The sequence below is a fragment of the Shinella agrisoli genome (assembly GCF_046557955.1).
Lineage (GTDB): Bacteria > Pseudomonadota > Alphaproteobacteria > Rhizobiales > Rhizobiaceae > Shinella.
Window position 1 is genome coordinate 1 of record NZ_JBJIEP010000045.1, and the last position, 16745, is coordinate 16745.

Sequence of the window (16745 nt, forward strand, 5' to 3'; positions counted from 1 at the left end):
ATGGTGATGGTCAACCTGCCGACGGCGGGCGTCGACTTCCACGTGCCCTTCGGCGGACGCAAGGGCTCGTCCTACGGTCCGCGCGAGCAGGGCAAGTATGCCGCCGAGTTCTACACCACCGTCAAGACGGCCTATACCCTGGCGTGAGACGCGGCGGCCGGCACGCGGGGCCGAGTTTTCCCCTGCCTTAAGCCGGGTTGCCGGACCTTGCCGGATGCAGCATTCTCTGCTTCGCCAGCCGGATTTCTCGTTTGCCGGCGCGTTCGAACGCCTCGTCGTGTTGATGGTTTCCCATCACGAACAGGCTTTGTGTGATCGATCCTTCGCTTACTATCAAGGCGCGGCCGGAGGAGGAGATCCGCCGCCCCGGAGGATGTGCAAACAGCCTGCATCTGTCATCAGAGGCCAAGCTCTCGCATGAGGCTTGCTGCTTGCTTCCACGGCGTTGCAAAACAAGGAGGATCGCATGCTGCATATTCTCAGATATTTCCGCCGGATATGTCGTGCCGGACGAAGCGGCGGGATCGGTGCCGCCCTTTCCCTCGTGCTGCTGGCACTTTTGCCGGCTTTTGCCCTTCAGGCTTCAGCGCAGACGCTGGAGGCGGTCAAAAGCGCGGGCAAGCTCAGGGTCGGCGTGCAGGCTGCAAACATGCCGTGGGGATTTGCGGATGAAAGCGGCGCTCTCGTCGGGTACGACATCGACGTCGCCCGGCTCCTGGCAAACGAGATCGGCGTCGATCTGGAGCTCGTCCCCGTAACCGGGCAGAGCCGTATTGCGCAGTTGGTAACCGGCAAGGTGAACATCCTCTTCGCGGTGCTGGGGATGTTCCCGGACCGCGCGGAGGTCCTGCAGTTCACGAAGCCCTATGCGGGCCTGTCCTATTGGGTCATTGGCCCGAAGGACAGGGAGATCAAGGATTTTCCCGATCTTTCCGGCCTGAAGATCTCCGCTTCGAAGGCGTCGGCCGAGGAGAAGATCATCACCGAGAAAGCGCCGGCCGACGCGACGATCGTAAGGTACGATGACCCGCAAAGCTCCATCCTGGCGCTCATGTCGGGCCAGGCGGATGTCATCGTCGGAAACAGCACCTATATCGGCAACTTCACCCGTATGGGGCGGACCGAATTCGAGAACAAGATCAAGCTGGGCTCCCAGTTCCAGGGTGGCGGCATCCGCAAGAACGACAAGGAGTTCCTGGATTTCGTGAATGGCTTCCTCGACAAGGTGATGGCGAACGGCGAACTTGAGAAGATCAGCCAGAAATGGCTGCTCGAGTCCCTTCCCGAATTCCCGGAAAGCATCGACGGCATTTCCTGGAAAATCGACTGAAAACGCCACGTGACATCGAAGGTGAGGGCATGAACAGCGCTGGAACGACCGCCGTATCGATCCAAGGTCTCAACAAGTACTACGGATCCTTTCATGCCCTCAAGGATGTCACCCTTACAGTGGAAAGCGGGGAGCGGATCGTGGTTTGCGGTCCGTCCGGCTCGGGCAAGTCGACCCTCATCCGGTGCATCAACTGCCTGGAGGAAATCCAGGGCGGGACCATCACCGTCAACGGCACGCGCCTCGACGGGACCAGCGAACAGGTGAAGCGCATCCGGTCCGAGGCCGGCATGGTCTTCCAGCAGTTCAACCTTTTCCCCCACATGACCGTCCTGCAGAACTGCACCCTGGCGCCCCGCCGGGTGCGCGGCCTGTCGCGCGAGGACGCGAATGCGGTCGCGCGGCAATATCTCCAGCGGGTGCGCGTGGCGGACCAGGCCGACAAGTATCCGGCGCAACTTTCCGGCGGCCAGCAGCAGCGGGTGGCAATCGCGCGGGCGCTCTGCATGTCTCCGAGGCTCATCCTGTTCGACGAGCCGACGTCGGCGCTCGACCCGGAAATGGTCAAGGAGGTTCTCGACACGATGACGGAACTGGCCAGCGAAGGCATGACGATGATCTGCGTGACCCATGAGATGGGCTTCGCCCGTAAGGTCGCCGACCGGGTGATCTTCATGGACGGCGGGCGGATCGTCGAGGAAAAGCCCCCGGCTGCGTTCTTCGACAATCCCGAACACGAGAGGACGAAAGCCTTTCTTGCACAAATCCTGTCGTGAGCGAGCAAGCGGATGCAGTATGATTTCGATTTCTCGGTTGTCTTCAACCAGGCCGACAGGCTCTTTCTGGGATGTCTTTGGACCCTCGGTCTTTCGTTCCTTTCGATGGGCGTCGGCATCGTCGTCGCCATCCTAATCATCCTGCTCAGGACGTCGAAGATCGGCTTCCTCTCGTTTCTTGCCAGCGCCTATGTCCAGCTGTTCCGGAACACGCCGTTTCTCGTGCAGATCTACTTCATCTATTTCGGGTTCCCCGCGATGGGCGTGCGCTTCGATTCCAACACCGCGGCGCTGATCGCGCTGTCGGCGAACTTCGCCGCCTATTCGTCGGAGATCATCCGGGGCGGCATCACGTCGATACCGCGGGGCCAGACCGAAGCCGGCCTCGCGCTCGGCCTCGGCACACTCGAGACATTCTTCTACATCGTCCTCAAGCCGGCCGTGCGGAAGGTTTATCCCGCGCTCGTGAGCCAGTTCGTCCTCCTGATGCTGATGACGAGCGTCGCCTCGTCCGTCGGTGCGACCGAGCTGACCTATTTCGGCCAGGAGATCGAGTATTCCACCTATAGAAGTTTCGAGGCCTATTTCACGCTGTCGGCGATCTATCTCTCCATGGCGCTGGTGTTGTCCTTCGCTCTTTCGCGCGTCGACAAGTTCATTTTCAGATATCCCGTCTAAGGAGGAGGCGATGGTCCGAGACCTGGTTCTGAACGACCTGTGGCTGATCCTGGAAGGCGTCAAATGGACGGTGTACATATCGATCGTCGCCTTCGTCTGCGGGGGATTGATCGGGATCGTCGTCGCCGCCTGCCGCGCCTCGCGCATTCCGGTCATCGCGCGCATGGCGCAGGCCTATATCGAGGTGTTCAGAGGAACGCCCCTGCTGATGCAGCTGTTCATTGCGTTCTACGGGTTGCCCATCGTCGGGATAAATCCCAGCGCCTGGACGTCGATCGTCGTCGCCTTCACCTTCCATGCGAGCGCCTTTCTCGGCGAGATATGGCGCGGGGCCATCCAGTCTGTTCCGCGCGGCCAGTCGGAGGCCGCGCTCGCGCTGGGCTTGGGCTATATCGACCGGATGTGGTACGTCATCTTTCCGCAGGCGATCCGGATTTCGCTGCCGGGCACCGTCGGCTTTCTCGTGACCTTCATCAAGGGCACGTCCCTGTGCACCATCGTCGGCTTCACGGAACTCAGCCGCGCCGGCGTCATCGTCTCCAACGCGACCATGCAGCCGCTCCTGGTGTTCGGCGGCGTGGCGGCGCTCTACTTCGCGATCTGCTGGCCGTTGTCCATTGCAAGCGCCAGCCTTGAAAAACGGTATCTCGCAACGGGGTGACCGGCGCTGATGGCATTCTAGCCGGAAAGGGCCGCACCGACATTCTCCGGACTGAAAACCGTGAACGGCACGATCGTGCTTGCGGGTATAGAACCGCTGTACCCGAGTTCGCCGAGGATCGTGTCGATGGCCGCGCGAAGCTGGAGCTCGGGATTCTGGTCGATCGCCAGCGTCATGATTCCGCGCGCCAGCAGGTCCCGCGACTGGTCGGTCAATTCATGGCCGATGAAGAGCGTTTTTCCGGTGCAGTCCAATTTTGCTAGCGCGCTGCCGAGCTCGGCCGTTCCGCCTCCGGTGCTGTAGACGACGAGCGGCGGGCCTTTTTCGACCAGGTATCGCCCGAACGTGTGCAAGGTGTGCGCCCTTTCGATGGGGCCTACGATCAGCGTGGAGACGGCAAGGTGGGGTGCATGTTGCGCCAGCGCGGTTTCGAAGCCGCGCAGCCGTTGTTGGTGCACGCGATATTCGGGTCCCCTGTAAAGGACGACGACCGGCCCCGGCTTGCTGGTCATGCGCGCGGCGAAGTAGCCCGCCGTCCGCCCGGCCGCATGGTTGTCGATGCCCGTGTGTGCGAGGCGGCCGGAATCGGGCATGTCGTTCACGAAGGTCACGACGGGACGGCCGCCATCGGAGGCGCGCCTGACGGCCTCGACCGTCCTGGGCGTCTCGGAGGCGTAGACGACGAAGGCATCCGCCGTGGAGTTCTGGAACTGGGCGGCGACCTCCGTCGGGCTGTCCGGATCGGCAAAGACGCGATGCAGCGTCACTTCGCGGTCCAGCGTCGGGGCGATCTGAAGCACCGCCTCGTTGACGCGGCGGAAGAACTGCGTGATCGGCGGCGGAAAGATGACCGCGATGCGCAGGCTCCGCCGGTACGGGTTGGGAATCCGGCGGGAAAGGTGAAGCTGCTGTGCGGCGAGAATGACCTTGCGCGCGGTTTCGGGCTTCACGCCTCCCCGTTCGTTCAGCACGCGATCGACTGTCGCAATCCCGACGCCGGCAAGCCGAGCGACGTCGTCCAGTCTGCTCGGCTTGGTCTTTCGCGTTGGCTCGCGCATGCGCTGCTGACCTGGTTCAAGTCCGTTCCCGGGGGAAGCCTACGATAGGGCCTCCCTTCTTGCCAGCGTTTAGTTCGCCAGGTGAACCTGGTACTTCACCTCGTCGTGCGGCAGGAAGGTCGAGTAGTAGCCCATGATTTCCTCGATCCCGCCCTGGTCGGTCGGGCGGGGCCAGAACACGCCGGCCGGCCCGTTGCATGGCAGCAGCGAGACGGCCGTCATGACTTCGGCGGCCTCGGCGCGCGTGAGCGCGCGTCCCGATACGCGCAGCTCGACCTCTCTGACCGCCGAGGGATCGGTTCCCCAATCGAACAGCGCATTGAAGCCGATATAGTCGAAGCGAAGACGGTCCTCCGAGAAGCCGTGCCGTTCGATGAGCTGCTTTCGGCAGATCTCGGCGGCAAGCCGCGCCTTCTCCAGGGCGCCGACGCCACCGAAAAGAAGGCGGCCGACGCCGATATAGCCTTCGCGCACGGCAAGCCCGACCTTCACCGTATCCGTCTTCGGCTTTCCGCCCGTGCCTTCGATGCGGACACGATCCGCTCCCACCTGCGTGATCCGCGTGGTGGTGAAGTCGACGATCGCATCCGCATGGATGTAGCGGGCAGGATCGCTGATCTCATAGATGAGTTGTTCCCTGCAGGTCTGTTCGTTGATGACACCGCCGGTGCCCTCCACCTTGGTGATGACGGCGCTACCGTCGGCCTCGACTTCGAGGATGGGAAAGCCGAGGCGGTCGAGGCCTTCGACATCCTTGCGTCCCGGGTCGGCGTAGCATCCGCCCGACACCTGCGCAGAGCACTCGACGAGGTGGCCGAGGCCCAGCCCGCGGCCCATCCTCTCCCAGTCGTCGAAGGACCAGCCGAATTCGTGGATCATCGCGGCCAGGTACTGTTCGGAATCGCCGGCCCGCGGCGTGATGACGATATCGGCGCCCTCCGCGAGCGCCGCGACGATTTCCCTGGCGCCGCCATAGGCGACCGCGCCGAGGAAGGCGTTGCCGAAAGCCGAAAGCGGCGCGTTCGTATCGGCGATGGTCGGGTTCTCCTGGCGCAGCTGGTCGGTCACGTCGCCGCCGCTGACATAGGCCACCTTCAAATGCCCGTATCCCAGTTCGCGGCAGACCTTAATGATGGCGTCGGCCGCGCCCTTGGGATCGAGAATGCCCGCATTGGCGATGATCCTGGTTCCGCGGCCCACGCAGGCCGGGAGGATTTTCCTGAGCTTTGCCTCGAAGAGGATGTCGTAGCCGGGAATGCCGTTTTCACGACGTGTATAGGCCTTGCTCAGGGCGACTTCGGACTGGCAATCGAAGACGATATAGTCGAGATCGCCCTTCTCGGCCAGGATCTGCGCGCCATAAACGTCGTCGCCCTCGTGTGCCGAGCCTGCCCCGATGCGGATGGTTTTCGACGAGCCCATAAATTCCTCCGTGTACTTCGGGGCGGTCAAGTCACGCCCTCGTGTCCGTGCAAACGCTAGTGTTCTGGCCGAAGGCTTGCACGCCATTTTACGATGGGAATCAATCAAGCGGCGGTCGCCGGAGGAGGATGGAAACCCATCAAAACACGAGATGCCAATTCATCTCGAAGCCCCTATGGATTGCGTCATCGAGAGTGGCGCGACGCCAGAGGAGGAAGAATGAGCCAAGCACCGCACCGCGTTGTCCTGCGCGATATTTGTCATGCCCGCTCTGGCGACAAGGGCAACTCCGCCAATGTGGGAATAGCCTGCTTCGACGCGCGCGATTATGAATGGCTGGAAAAGAACCTCAGCGCGGATGCGGTCAAGGCCTTCATGAAGAGCGTCGTGAAGGGCAGCGTCGAGCGCTACGAGCTTCCGAATATCGCCGCGCTGAACTTCATGCTCCACGACGCTCTCGGCGGCGGTGCGAGCCGCACCTTGCAGCTCGATATCCACGGCAAGGGCTTCAGCTCGATCCTTCTGAGCATGGAGCTGACGGCCGACGACCTTCCCCCCAGCCTTCGCGAGGCTCGCTAGGAACCGCACCAGGCCTCCTCAGGCTGCGGTCCATGAAGAGAGGCGGCTCCCGGCCGCCTCTCTTTTCCTTTCGTGGAACCTCTTGAATGTCCGGGTCGGCGCCGGCTTACCGCGATGCGTATTCCGCCTCGTTGGCTTTCGTCACCAGTTCGAAGGGCACCCAGTAGACCGGGTCGACGGGTTCGCCCTTCACCATCCTGGTGACGGCGTCTACCGCCTTCTCGCCTTGCCCCTTCGCGTTGTGGAACACCGTGATGTCGAGGTTGCCTTGCGCCATCTGGTGCAGCGCTTCGCCCGTTCCGTCGATGCCGGCGAAGACGATGGGCTTCGGGTCGGCACCTGCGGCGATCGTTGCGAGGATCGCGCCGATCGCCATTTCGTCGTTGTTGGCGATCACGCCGTCGACGTGCTCGCCGGATGACAGGATGTTGGTCATGATGTCGCTTGCCTGCTGGCGCTGATAGTTCGCGCTCGGCTTCTGGATGACCTCGATGTCGGGATACTTGGCCAGCACCTTGTCGATGCCCCCGGTGCGGACCGTCGTCGTGTTGACTGCGAGCTCGCCCTGGAAGACCACTACGCGGCCTTTCCCGTTGAGCTGCCTTGCGAACTCCTCGGCCTGCATGACGCCGGACGTGCGCTCGTCGGAGCCCACGTAGATCACGTTCTGCGGAAGATCCTGGTCCGGCTTGCGGGCGACATAGATCAGCGGGATGCCGGCGGTCTGGGCGGCGGCCGTCATCGGTTGGGTGGCCGAGGTGTCCACGGGCGAGATGATGAGCGCCTTCACGCCGGAGGCGATGAGGTTGTTCACCTGGTCGGCCTGTTTGCTGACATCCCCCTGGGCATCCTCCGCCTGGACGCCCAGACCGGCCTTCTCGGCGTTGGACGCGATGCTGTTGCGCAGGTTGGTGAGCCAGACGTCGTCGAAGTAGGGCATCGACACGCCGATGTCGTCGGCGCGCGCCGAAAGGGTGGAACAGAATAGTGTGGTGGCGGCCGCCGCGGCGAGCGCCACCTTGCGCAGGTTTAGCATGTCTCCTCCTTCGGCAGGCCTCCCGCCTGCCAATTGTCAAAACAGGATCAGCTAAAGCGCGATCGCCCGGAAAAGCAACGAGACTGAGATTTTTCGTTTCAGGACGTTTCGCGAACGCCAGCGGCTTTATGCTATCTTGTTTCAGAAAATGCTCTCGGCGGTCGTGGTCGCGAAGGGCAGGATCACCTCCGCGCGTCGGCGGTCGGCGCGCTCGTCCTCGATGGTATGCAGCATCGTGCTGACGAGCTTCTCGGCAAGGTCGGCCATCGGATGGCTGAGCGCGACGGACAGGGTGCCCTCGACCAGAGCCTGCCGGGTTTCGTCGTTCAACTCGCAACTGATGAGGTGAGGGGTGGGGCCTTCCGCTTCCCGCAGGGCCCTTATCGCTCCCCTGATCCCGCCGCCGGTCACGTAGATCGCCGTCAGGTCGGGGTGGCGGCGCAGAAGATCGGACGTCGCGTCGTAGGCGCCCAGATCGGTCTCGTGGGTCGTGACCGCCTCGAGCACCGTCAGGTCGGCTGCGTGCTCGCGCAGGTAAGACCTGAACCCCATCTCCCGCTGCTCCTGGCAGACATGGCGATGGGTACCCATGAGAATGGCGACTTCGTTTCCCTTCCTCTGGAGACGATCGGCGAACCAGCCTGCGGCGCGGCCGAACTTCCTGTTGTCGAGGCCGACATATCCCGCGCGCCGGCCCGAGCTTATGTCCGAGACCGCCGTGAACACCGCAATCCCCTCCTGCGCGAGCTCGTCGACCGCGCGGTTGACGAGGGGGTGGTCCGCAGAGGTTATGGCGACCGCTTCGCAATTCCGGCCGAGCTTCCTGAGCGTGTCGGCCACGATCACCGGGTCGAGGTCCTCGATGTGCTCGACATGGGCGACGACACGACGGTCTTCGCGGGCGCTGCCGGCCTCCTTGAAGCGCGTGCCCAGCTCCTTGTGGAACGGCATTCCCTCCTGCTGGACGATCAGGCCCAGCCGCTTGACGGGAAGGTCCCCCTTCAGATGGCTGCGTATCGTCGCCGTGCCGTAGAAGCCCACGGCCTCCGCGACCGACAGCACATGCTGCACCGTGTCGGCCCTGACCTGGCGCCCGGAGAGGACGCGATTGACCGTCGACACGCTGACACCAGCTTCCCTTGCCAGCTCGGCAATGGTGACCCTCTTCATGCTGAAACTTTCTGAAACAAATTGTTCGGATCGGTGAAACGTATTGATCCAAAAAGTATCACAATGGTTGCCCTCCTGGCAATGCGCTGCGATTATCCGGTCCAGCTCAACAGGGAGGAGTAAAATCATGCTGTTCAAGAAGCGGCCTGAAAAATATGAGCTTTCAAGGGCTTTCGACGCCAATTCGGACCTTGAGGTCGCAGAGCCGTCCCAGGACGGGGAATGGTGGACGTTCGATATCAGGCGCAAGGACCTGAAGCGTCTGATGAAGCGGGAGGACCGCCGCCCGCTAATCAATTACCTCACCTGGCTGGCGCTGCTCGGCGGTTCGGGCGTGCTCGCATACTGGACCCTCGGCACCTGGTGGGCGGTCGGCGCGTTCCTGCTTTACGGCACCATCTACAGTTCCTGCGATCCGCGTTCCCACGACCTCGGTCACGGAGCGACCTTCAAGTCCCGCTGGCTCAACGCGATCTTCTGCAATCTCTGCCTCTTCATGACGATGAAGGAGCCGGTCGACTGGCGCTGGCGGCACACGCGTCACCACACCGACACGATCCATGTCGGGCTCGACCCCGAAATCCTGGTGACGCGACCTGCCGATCTCTTGAAGATCGCCGCCGACTTCTTCTTCCTCGTCCAGGCCAAGGGGGAGCTGAAGGGCATCGTCCTGCATGCGTTCGGCATCGTGACGAGCGACGCGAAGTTCTACGTTCCGAGAAGCGAGTGGCGGAAGATGTTCTGGTCCAGCCGCTTCTATCTGGCATGCATGGCGGGGGTCGTCGGATACTGCGTCGCGGCGCAGACGATCGTGCCGCTGCTCTTCGTCTGGGGGCCGCGCTTCTACGCCAACTGGTTCAACTTCTTCGGCTTCCTCACGCAGCACGCCGGCCTTGCCGAGGACTCCTACGACCACCGGCAGAACACGCGCACGTTCCGGATGAACCCCGTTGGCGAGTTCCTCTATGCCAACCTCAACTTCCATATCGAGCACCACATCTATCCTTCCATCCCCTACTACAACCTGCCGGTCCTGCACGAGATAGTGAAGGACCAGCTGCCGCACACCTACGCCAGCCTGTTCGAGGTCATGAAGGAAGTGCTTCCGGCGCTCTGGTGGCAGGCGCACGATCCCGGCTATTTCGTCGTGCGGAAGGTGCCGGAACGCGCCCGGCACGATGATGCCGCGATGTTTGCGAGCGGCGTTGCGGCGGCCGAGTGAGACCGGGGAGAGAGCTATGCCGGAGAGCTGGATCAGGGTTTGTGCGGCCGACGATATCGACGAGGAGGATGTCGTCCGCTTCGATGCGGCCGGCCGCACCTATGCCGTCTACCGCAGCCCGGACGACGACTATTTTGCGACCGACGGGCTGTGCACGCATGAGCGCGTCCATCTTGCCGACGGGCTCGTCATGGGCGACATCGTCGAATGTCCCAAGCACAACGGCCGCTTCAACTACAAGACGGGCGAGGCGAAGGGCGCGCCGGTCTGTGTCAATCTCAGGACCTATCCGGCAAAGGTCGTCGATGGCGATGTCTATATCGCCGTGGACGAATAGGAGGCACTTGTGATCTTCAAGGAACATGTGCGCTGGGAGATGCTGCGGCCGGAGGAGTTCCTCGCCCGGCAGAACGCCAGGCCCGTCGTCTACCTGCCCATGGGCCTGTGCGAGCCGCACGGCCATGTGGCGCCGTTCGGGCTGGACACGATCAAGGCGGACTGGCTCTGCGACATGGCGGCGGAGCGGTTCGGCGGCATCGTCGCGCCGACCATGGCCTATCATGTCCACGAGGTCGGCTATCATGTCCCGTGGCTGCGGGAGGTGATGGGCGGGGTCAATCCGCGGCTGGCGGCCCTGCCGGCCCATCTCCTCCTGGAGACCCTGTTCTATCAGTTCCGCGCCTTCCGCAATGCCGGCTTTTCGGGCGTGGTCGTCGTCAGCGGCCATCACGGAAGCCAGGAGGACCTGCGCATGGTGGCCGAGGCCTTTTCCGCCGTCTTCCCCATCGACCGCTTCGTGCGGACGGACCCGGAGCTGGTGGCGGGCGCCTTCACGGGAGACCATGCCGGCCGCTATGAACTCTCGCAGCTGCTGCATATCCGCCCGGACCTCGTCGCCATGGACCGCGCCGGCCGCGTCCGTACCGACCCCCTCGGCCGGTTCGCGCAGAACCCCGACGTGGCGGAGGCGAGCGCCGGGGAGGGCAGGGCGATCCTCGATCTGTCGCTGCGGGCGATCGGCGAGGCGGTGGAGGGCTTCGGCCTCAGTCCCTCCGGTGAGGTCGTCTCCATGGAGGCGGCCGCGCGGGTGTGGGGTACCGTCGCCGCGCGGCGCGCGCACTGGGCGACGGCGGGATGATCCGCAGCCCGCGGCGGTCAGGACGGGGGAGCCGGGTTCGCGCTGGTCGATTTCCGGACGATCAGTTCCGGAACGACGAGGCTGTGGGTCGCGGACGTCTTCTTTCCGGCAATGCTCTCCGACAGGGAGAAGAGCGCCTGCGAAGCGAGCTGGTGCACGGGCTGCCGCACGGTGGTCAGCTCGATGGCGGCCGTCGCCGAGAAGGGCATGTCGTCATAGCCGACGACGGAGATGTCGGCGGGCACGCGGTATCCGTTCCGGAAGAGGTAGTTGAGCACGCCGATCGCCGTCATGTCGTTGGCGGCGAAGATCGCCGTCGGCGTCGTGGCCCCGGCGAAGAGCGCCGTGCAGCCGGACCACCCGGCATCGATCGAGTAGTCGCCGCGCACGATGAGCGGTGTCAGGCCGTGCGTCTGCATCGCCGCGACATAGCCCTCGCGCCGGCGCCCGGCGCCCGGACCGTCGCCGCCGTCGATGCAGGCGATCCGTGTGTGGCCGAGCCCGACCAGGTGGTCGACGACCAGCGTTGCGCCGAGATGGTTGTCGTTGCTGACGCTGTTGACCTTGGCGTTGAGCGAATGCCGGCCGATATAGACCGCCGGGATACGCTCGGCGATGTCGACGACATGGCTTTCGTTGGCCGGGGCGGCCACCAGCACCAGGCCGGCGCAACGGTGCGAGATGAAGGTGTTGGCGGCAGCCTTGGCCGATTCGTCCGTCGCGCCGTTGATCGACAGGAGCGTGTCGAAGCCCTGCTCGCGCGCCGCCCGGTCGATCGCCTTCACGAGCTCGGAAATGAACGGATTCTCGATGGTTCCGACGATGACGCCGATCGTTCGCGAGCCGTTGCTCGCGAGGTTGCGTGCATGCGGGTCCGGAACGTAGTTCATCCGCGCCGCCACCTTGAGGATATGCGCCCGGCGCTCCGCGCTCACGCCGGTATCCCCGCGCAGAGCCAGGGAAGCGAGGGAGCGCGACACGCCGGCCTCCATGGCAACGTCCTCCAGCGTAATGCGACGACCTTTGTTCTGTGTCATCCGGCGTCCTGACCCATCTGCCAGACATCGTTCATCATGCGGGCGGTCCTTCGTCAAATGCTTTTGCCGGGCACGGGCGGCTCGATCTCCCAATCGACCTTGTGGTCCGCCCTGAGCGTGACGGGCTGGTTGGTCTTGTAGGAGCGCGTCGCCGCTTCCGCGATGTAGGTCGCCGCCAAACCGTCGCGCGCGTTGACCGGCGCGTCGGCGTCGTTGCGGATGCAGTCGATGAAGGCGCTCACCTCCAGGCGGTAGCTGTCCCGGTAGCGCTCGAGGAAGAACGCGCGCAGCCGGTCCGACGTCTCGTAGACGGCGTCGCTGCCGCCCGGGCCGAACTGCTTGAGGCCGGTGCGCGGCAGGTTGTCGGAGAGCAGCATGCCCTTCGATCCCACGGCCTCCACGCGCTGATCGAACCCCATGCTGGAGCGCCGGCTGTTGGTGATGAGGACGAGCTTTCCCGATGCCGTGCGCAGCATGGCGTTGCCGGTGTCGATGTCCCCCATCTCTGCGACCCAGGGCTCGATCAGCGCCGAGCCCTGCGCGAAGATCGTCACAGGCTCCTCGCGCAGGATCCAGCGCATCATGTCGAAGTCGTGCACCATCATGTCGCGGAAGATGCCGGCGGAATTGGCGATGTAATCCCTCGTCGACATGAAGGCGTCGCGGCAGGCGATCGTCAGCTGCTCGACATTGCCGATGTCGCCGTTTGCGACGCGCTTCTGGAGCTCGCTGTGGCCGGGATCGAAACGGCGGTTGAAGGCAAGGAAGACGCGGTCGGCCTCCTTGCCGAGCACGTCGACGCAGCGGACGGCTTCCGGATAGCTCGTGGCGAGCGGCTTCTCGCACAGGACGCGCTTGCCGGCTTCGACCGCCTTCAGCGTCAGCGCCACATGGGCCGTATGGGATGCGGCGACGAGAACGCCGGCCACCTCGGGGTGCCCAATGGCCTCCTCGGCGGTCCGGCAGGCCGTCGCGCCGGTGAGGGCCGCGAGCTTTTCCGCCGCCGCGGCGTCGAGGTCGTTCACCGTCACGATTCGCGCATCCGTCCCCTTCATGGACTCGGCGTGCACATGCGCCATGCGGCCCGCTCCCAACAGGGCAATTCCGATCATCAAATCCTCCTCAGGCGCCGGCGGCGCGGTAATCGAGCGAAACGAACCGGCCGTTTTCCTGTGCCGACCGGAGCGCCGCGAACATGAACGCGACGCCGCGCGCGCCGTCGAGGACGGTCGGGAACGCCACGTCGTCCAGCCTCCGGCGCGGGCTGCGGATCGCCGCGGCAATGTCGGCGTAGAGATTGGCGAAGGCTTCGAGATAGCCCTCAGGATGGCCGGCCGGCACGCGTGTTGCCCGGCGCGCCTGCGCGCTTGCCGCGGGGCCGCCCCTGGAAAACAGGGTGCTCTGCCCGCCGAGCGGCGTGAAGCGCATGTGGTTCGGGTGCTCCTGGTCCCATTCGAGGCCACCCCGGCTGCCATAGACGCGGATGCGCAGCCCGTTCTCGTTCCCGGGCGCGACGGTCGTGTTCCACAGGAGGCCGCGCGCGCCGTTCTCGAGGCGCAGCAGCATGCCCGCATGGTCGTCGAGACGGTGCCCCTCGACCAGCGAGGCGAGATCGGCCGCCAGCGATTCGACGCGCAGGCCCGTGACGAACTCGGCCAGATGGTGCGCATGGGTTCCGGTGCCCGCCACCACGCCCAGGGGACCCGAGCGCCGCGGGTCGTTCTGCCAGTCGTCCTCCCCGGCGCTGGCGGCCTGGTATTGCGAGGCGTATTCGACCTGGACGCTGCGGATCGCGCCGAGCTCGCCGGCGGCGATCATCTCACGGGCCATGCGCACCATCGGATAGCCGGAATAGGTGTGCGTCACGGCGAACAGCACCCGGGCCTTCGCCGTCCGCTCGACGAGCGCGCGCGCCTTTTCGACGCTCGTGGTCAGCGGCTTGTCGCAGATGACGGGAATGCCCGCTTCCAGGAAGGCGCAGGCGATGTCGAAATGCGTGTCGTTGTGGGTGCAGATCGTCACCGCGTCGATGCCGTCCGGCCGCGCCGCCTCGCGCTCTGCCATCTCGGCATGGCCGCGATAGGCGCGTGCCGCCTCGATATGGAGCGTGCGGGCGATCTCGGCGGATGCGGCGGCATCGCGCGAGAAGACGCCGGCCACGATCTCCCAATGCCCGTCCATCCGCGCGGCGGCGCGGTGGCTGCCGCCGATGGAGCCCGCCCTTCCGCCGCCGATCATGCCGAGGCGGAGCCGGCGGCCGTTGTCGTCATTCGTCATGGAACCGTTCCTGAAAGAGGCCGATCATCGCGTGGATTGCCTGCGGTGCATCCAGGCGCTGAACGAGGCGCCCGCGACGATGACGGCGCCCATGACGATCGCCTGGTCGTAGAAGGAAAGGCCGAACAGGTTCAGCCCCTTCTCCAGCAGGATGACGATCAGCGTGCCGATCAGCGTCTTGAAGACGGTGCCTTCTCCGCCGTGGATGCTGGTTCCGCCGAGGACGACCGCCGCTATGCCGGAAAGCAGCAGGTTGTCGCCGACGACCGGGCCGCCCGACCCCAGACGCGCGACGATCGTGACGCCCGCAAGCCCGGCGCATCCGCCGCACAGGAGATAGGCGATGAACTTGGTCGACGTCACGCGCAGCGCGTTGAAGGTCGCGGCCCGCTCGCTGGTACCGACCAGATAGATCTCCCGGCCGCGCATCGAGCGGGCAAGGAAGAGCGCGGCGACGAGAAGCACCGCGATGGCGACCCAGAGAAGGTTCGGAATGGCGAGAAAGGTGCCACGGCCGAAGGCCAGCACGCTCAGCGGCAGCTTGCCGACGGAATAGCCGCCCGTGACGAGGAGTGCGGTCGCCCACACGGTGAGCAGCATCGCAAGCGTGAAGACCAGTGCGGGCAGGCGGAAGAACGCGATCACCGCGCCGTTGATCGCGCCGATCAGCAGGCCAGTTGCGATGCCCGCGGCAAACCCGAGCGCGACGATCCCCGTGTGCTGGATGACCAGCGCGCAGACGACCGATGCCATGCTGGCCGTGGAGCCGACGGACAGGTCGATACCGCCGGCGATGAAGACGATCGTCATGCCGATCGCCAGGATCAGCAGCGGAGCGAAGAGGCGTGCCATGTTGGCGAAGTTGGCATAGGAGACGAAGTTGTCGACGAAGACGGTGAACACCGCCGCCAGCGCGACAAGGATCAAGAGCATGGGGGACTGCTTGAAGAAATCGCGGTATGAGGTCCCGTCGCCCAGCTTCGGCATCTCGGCGGTTCCCGTTGCCATATCTGTTCCTTTCTCTGTGGTCGGGAGCCGCGCCGCTGGCGGCGCGGCTCGGTCGCCGTACGAAGGAGGTGGAGAACGACTTCGCGCGGCAACCGTTTCAAAGCCGGCTACTTGCAGCCCCAGACCTTTTCGGCCATCAGCTGCGTGTCGTCCTGGCCATAGGGAATGCCGGGGAGGAACTTGGACTTCTCGGCAGGCGGCGTGTCGTTGCCGGCTTTGACCGCGGCATCGACCGCAAGGTCGGCCATCTCGGTTATGGGCGTTGCGATATCGAGGTCGAGGAAGCCGTCGCGCACGGCCTGGCAGGCGAGCGGCGTGCCGTCGATGCTCACCTGGACGATGTGCTTCGGGTCCCCCTTGGGAACGAGGAGGCCGCGCTGCTTGAGGGCGGAGAAGACCCCCTGCAGGGCGTCGTTCCAGGGCGTGTAGATGCCCTTGAGGTCGGGATGGGCCTGGAGCGCGTTCTCGGTGCCCGTCAGCGCCTTTTCCGGGCTCCATTCGGTCGGCACCTGAGCGACGATCGTCACGTTCGGATAGGCCTTCAGGGCCTCGTCGAGACAGGAGGAGCGGCGCAGGCCGTTGTCGTTGAACAGGCCGCCCTGGATTTCTAGCAGCTTGAAAGGCTTGCCCTCGGATACCTTGCCGAAATATTCGCCCGCCGCCTTTCCGTCCGCGCAGGGATCGCCGCCGACGTGATAGGTCACGGCCTCCATGTCGGAGGGCGCCTGGTCCATCGAGATGAAGGGAATGCCTGACGCGATGGCGCTCTGCGCGAGGCCGTTCAAAGGCCGGGAAAACACTTCGATGATGGGCCGTACCGATGACGAACACGCGTTGTGTGATGCGCTTTTGCTCACCTCCGCTGGCGACGATCCGGGGCCTACCGGAAAAGTGCGTTCGGCCTACGGAGGGCTGGACAGCCGAAAACCAGGCTTTTCCTCGAAGTCGATCGCCGACCTAACTGATTTGTTGGACTTGGCTTGGGACGATCGCTTGCCACCATTCTCGATCTCGTGGATGCCCCGCTCCCGGCTCAACTGCGCGAGCGAAGCTTGCGATCGCTGTATTGCTGCTCTGACGGCGTGCGTGGTCGTGGCGCTGCCGTGACGAACTTGTCCCATAGTACTTCCTTCCATTCCGCAGAAAGGATCACACCATCAAACCGTGGGATCAAACAACTAGGCGCCGCCGCACCAAACGTGCGAACCAGAGGCGCTGGTGCAATTATCGAAAAGCTGCTTGAGGAAGATGCCGTGCCGGTCGCTCTCTCTACAAGCTAGAGCGAACTGATCTTGGGTTGAATCGGAGTAGGATTCCCAAGTCGCCGTATTTGTGATTCAAGATGCTGGCTGG

General features: G+C 64.3%; 18 protein-coding genes and 2 pseudogenes. 10 read left to right on the top strand and 10 right to left on the bottom strand.

The window, feature by feature from the left end; translation table 11 throughout:
- The 5 genes from ACIIOY_RS26120 to ACIIOY_RS26140 form a co-directional block, all read left to right on the top strand.
- A partial coding sequence (locus ACIIOY_RS26120; RefSeq protein WP_411033051.1) for an aldehyde dehydrogenase family protein occupies positions 1-147 on the top strand: 147 nt, incomplete at its 5' end.
- A gap of 319 nt (positions 148-466) precedes the next feature.
- Complete coding sequence (locus tag ACIIOY_RS26125) at positions 467-1330, top strand: transporter substrate-binding domain-containing protein (RefSeq protein ID WP_411037597.1); 864 nt, start codon at positions 467-469, stop codon at positions 1328-1330.
- Between the two features lie 29 nt (positions 1331-1359).
- On the top strand, positions 1360-2106 hold the full coding sequence (locus tag ACIIOY_RS26130; protein ID WP_411037598.1) for an amino acid ABC transporter ATP-binding protein: 747 nt from the start codon (positions 1360-1362) through the stop codon (positions 2104-2106).
- Positions 2107-2118: 12 nt separating this feature from the next.
- Positions 2119-2784 carry an amino acid ABC transporter permease gene (locus tag ACIIOY_RS26135; RefSeq protein ID WP_411037599.1) on the top strand — a complete coding sequence of 222 codons (666 nt, stop codon included), beginning with the start codon at positions 2119-2121 and terminating at the stop codon, positions 2782-2784.
- A gap of 10 nt (positions 2785-2794) precedes the next feature.
- Positions 2795-3445, top strand: coding sequence for an amino acid ABC transporter permease (locus ACIIOY_RS26140; protein WP_411037600.1), 651 nt, complete (start codon positions 2795-2797; stop codon positions 3443-3445).
- A gap of 17 nt (positions 3446-3462) precedes the next feature.
- Here the strand turns inward: ACIIOY_RS26140 and ACIIOY_RS26145 are convergent, their stop codons facing one another.
- Both ACIIOY_RS26145 and ACIIOY_RS26150 read right to left on the bottom strand, forming a co-directional pair.
- Positions 3463-4503, bottom strand: coding sequence for a LacI family DNA-binding transcriptional regulator (locus ACIIOY_RS26145; RefSeq protein WP_411037601.1), 1041 nt, complete (start codon positions 4501-4503; stop codon positions 3463-3465).
- Between the two features lie 69 nt (positions 4504-4572).
- Positions 4573-5925 carry an acyclic terpene utilization AtuA family protein gene (locus tag ACIIOY_RS26150; protein ID WP_411037602.1) on the bottom strand — a complete coding sequence of 451 codons (1353 nt, stop codon included), beginning with the start codon at positions 5923-5925 and terminating at the stop codon, positions 4573-4575.
- Between the two features lie 219 nt (positions 5926-6144).
- On the opposite strand from ACIIOY_RS26150, the gene ACIIOY_RS26155 reads away from it, so the two are divergent.
- Positions 6145-6504 (top strand): AtuA-related protein, encoded by a 360-nt coding sequence (locus tag ACIIOY_RS26155; RefSeq protein ID WP_411037603.1) that lies wholly within the window; start codon positions 6145-6147, stop codon positions 6502-6504.
- Between the two features lie 106 nt (positions 6505-6610).
- Here ACIIOY_RS26155 and ACIIOY_RS26160 read toward each other — a convergent pair whose 3' ends face one another.
- Both ACIIOY_RS26160 and ACIIOY_RS26165 read right to left on the bottom strand, forming a co-directional pair.
- On the bottom strand, positions 6611-7540 hold the full coding sequence (locus ACIIOY_RS26160) for a substrate-binding domain-containing protein (protein ID WP_411037604.1): 930 nt from the start codon (positions 7538-7540) through the stop codon (positions 6611-6613).
- 141 nt (positions 7541-7681) lie between these two features.
- Positions 7682-8710 carry a LacI family DNA-binding transcriptional regulator gene (locus tag ACIIOY_RS26165; protein WP_411037605.1) on the bottom strand — a complete coding sequence of 343 codons (1029 nt, stop codon included), beginning with the start codon at positions 8708-8710 and terminating at the stop codon, positions 7682-7684.
- Positions 8711-8837: 127 nt separating this feature from the next.
- Between ACIIOY_RS26165 and ACIIOY_RS26170 the strand changes: the two genes are divergently transcribed.
- Genes ACIIOY_RS26170 through ACIIOY_RS26180 form a run of 3 tightly spaced genes read left to right on the top strand, consistent with a single transcriptional unit; the run spans position 8838 to position 11070 of the window.
- Positions 8838-9932, top strand: coding sequence for a fatty acid desaturase (locus tag ACIIOY_RS26170; RefSeq protein WP_411037606.1), 1095 nt, complete (start codon positions 8838-8840; stop codon positions 9930-9932).
- Between the two features lie 16 nt (positions 9933-9948).
- Entirely contained in the window at positions 9949-10269 is a 321-nt protein-coding gene (locus ACIIOY_RS26175) for a MocE family 2Fe-2S type ferredoxin (RefSeq protein ID WP_411037607.1), read from the top strand.
- A 9-nt stretch (positions 10270-10278) separates the two neighbouring features.
- Positions 10279-11070 (top strand): creatininase family protein, encoded by a 792-nt coding sequence (locus ACIIOY_RS26180; RefSeq protein ID WP_411037608.1) that lies wholly within the window; start codon positions 10279-10281, stop codon positions 11068-11070.
- 17 nt (positions 11071-11087) lie between these two features.
- Here ACIIOY_RS26180 and ACIIOY_RS26185 read toward each other — a convergent pair whose 3' ends face one another.
- The 5 genes from ACIIOY_RS26185 to ACIIOY_RS26205 form a co-directional block, all read right to left on the bottom strand.
- The gene (locus ACIIOY_RS26185) at positions 11088-12107 is read right to left on the bottom strand and encodes a LacI family DNA-binding transcriptional regulator (protein ID WP_411037609.1); all 1020 of its coding nucleotides are present in this window, start codon (positions 12105-12107) and stop codon (positions 11088-11090) included.
- Between the two features lie 53 nt (positions 12108-12160).
- A complete protein-coding gene (locus tag ACIIOY_RS26190) occupies positions 12161-13219 on the bottom strand; it encodes a Gfo/Idh/MocA family protein (RefSeq protein WP_411037610.1) in 1059 nt (352 codons plus the stop codon).
- A gap of 10 nt (positions 13220-13229) precedes the next feature.
- The gene (locus ACIIOY_RS26195; protein ID WP_411037611.1) at positions 13230-14384 is read right to left on the bottom strand and encodes a Gfo/Idh/MocA family protein; all 1155 of its coding nucleotides are present in this window, start codon (positions 14382-14384) and stop codon (positions 13230-13232) included.
- A gap of 24 nt (positions 14385-14408) precedes the next feature.
- Positions 14409-15392: an ABC transporter permease gene (locus ACIIOY_RS26200; protein WP_411037612.1), complete on the bottom strand. Its 984-nt coding sequence runs from the start codon at positions 15390-15392 to the stop codon at positions 14409-14411.
- Between the two features lie 107 nt (positions 15393-15499).
- Complete coding sequence (locus tag ACIIOY_RS26205) at positions 15500-16177, bottom strand: sugar ABC transporter substrate-binding protein (RefSeq protein ID WP_411037613.1); 678 nt, start codon at positions 16175-16177, stop codon at positions 15500-15502.
- Positions 16178-16199: 22 nt separating this feature from the next.
- On the opposite strand from ACIIOY_RS26205, the pseudogene ACIIOY_RS26210 reads away from it, so the two are divergent.
- Positions 16200-16421 (top strand): annotated as a pseudogene (locus tag ACIIOY_RS26210) (DUF1403 family protein); the annotation flags it as partial.
- Here ACIIOY_RS26210 and ACIIOY_RS26215 read toward each other — a convergent pair.
- Positions 16403-16513: pseudogene (locus ACIIOY_RS26215) on the bottom strand (IS481 family transposase); the annotation flags it as partial. The pseudogenes ACIIOY_RS26210 and ACIIOY_RS26215 overlap by 19 nt on opposite strands.
- Positions 16514-16745 lie beyond the last annotated feature (232 nt).